The 1,397-nt window shown below is 65.0% G+C and carries 1 pseudogene; it reads left to right on the forward strand.

Annotation, left to right across the window (positions count from 1 at the left end):
- Positions 1-68: 68 nt before the first annotated feature.
- Positions 69-1,397 (forward strand): annotated as a pseudogene (locus tag A3CW_RS52105) (IS3 family transposase); the annotation flags it as partial.

Below are 1,397 nucleotides of genomic sequence, written 5' to 3' on the forward strand. Positions count from 1 at the left end.
CCCCCGGAGTCAGAATGGATGTCGCCTCGTTAGAATCTGAAACTGTGGGGCGATAACGGAAAGATGAAGTGGCCAGATACGGACAAGCATTTAAAGACAAAGCTGTAGCGCGGTTGTTGCCGCCCGAGAGTGCCTCGGTGGAAGCGGTTGCCAACGAGCTGAGTATTTCGACGTCAACACTCGAACGCTGGCGCGCGGATGCGCTGTCCAGGCCCGCTCGCGAGCGGGCCTGGACAGCGACGGCCCGGTTCGAGGCGGTGCTGGCGACCGCCGCAATGGATGAGGCCGGCAAGGGCGCCTGGTGTCGCGAGAACGGCGTGTATCCCCGGGAACTGGAGCAGTGGCGCGCTGCGGCCACGCAGGCGCTGATCGAACCTGAGGATGCACGCGCAACCCCTCGCGAAACGAAGGCTGACCGGACACGCATCAAGGAGCTCGAGCGCGAGCTGCGCCGCAAGGAGAAGGCTCTGGCGGAGGCGGCTGCGCTGCTGGTGCTCTCAAAAAAGCTCGAAGCGATCTTCCCGAAGGACAAGGACGAGGACGCATGATCGGCCTGGAAGATCGCCAAACGATGGTCCGCCATATCGAGTCCGCTCATGCAGCCGGGGCGCGCCTGCGTCTGGCCTGCGAGGTGGCGGGCATTACTGTTCGGACGCTGCAGCGCTGGAAAGCGCACGATGGCCTCGCCATCGGTGACCGCCGCCCGTGTGCTGAACGGCCGACTCCCCCGCACGCGCTGAGCGAGCAGGAGCGTGAACGCATTCTGGCCGTTGCCAACGAGCCGCGTTTCGCCGCGCTGCCACCGGCCCGGATCGTACCGATGCTGGCCGACGAGAACGTATATATCGCGAGCGAATCGAGTTTCCAGCGGGTGCTGCGCACCCACGGCCAGAACCGGCATCGCGGTCGAACTCGCGCGCCTGCTCCGTCGCGCACGCCGACCACGCACGTGGCCACGGCGCCAGGACAGGTCTGGTGCTGGGACATGACCTACTTGCCGGCCCGGGTGCAGGGTCGCTGGTTCTATCTCTACCTGATCCTCGATCTGTACAGCCGCAAGATCGTCGGCTGGGAGATTCATGACAGGGATGATGCCGAACACGCCGTCCATCTCGTGAAGCGCACCGCGCTCGCCGAAGGCATCCATGCGTGCCCCAGCAAGCCGGTGCTGCATGGCGATAACGGCAGCACGCTCAAGGCCACCACGGTACTGGCGATGCTCCACTGGCTGGGCGTGAAACCGTCGTACTCGCGCCCGCGCGTCTCGGACGACAACGCCTTTGTGGAATCGCTGTTCAAGACGGCCAAATACCGCCCGGAATTCCCGGCGAGCGGCTTCGCCGAGCTTGATGACGCCCGCGCCTGGGGCCACGACTTCGTGCACTGGTACAACTTCG

This window comes from Paraburkholderia nodosa DSM 21604, assembly GCF_000519185.1.
Lineage (GTDB): Bacteria > Pseudomonadota > Gammaproteobacteria > Burkholderiales > Burkholderiaceae > Paraburkholderia > Paraburkholderia nodosa.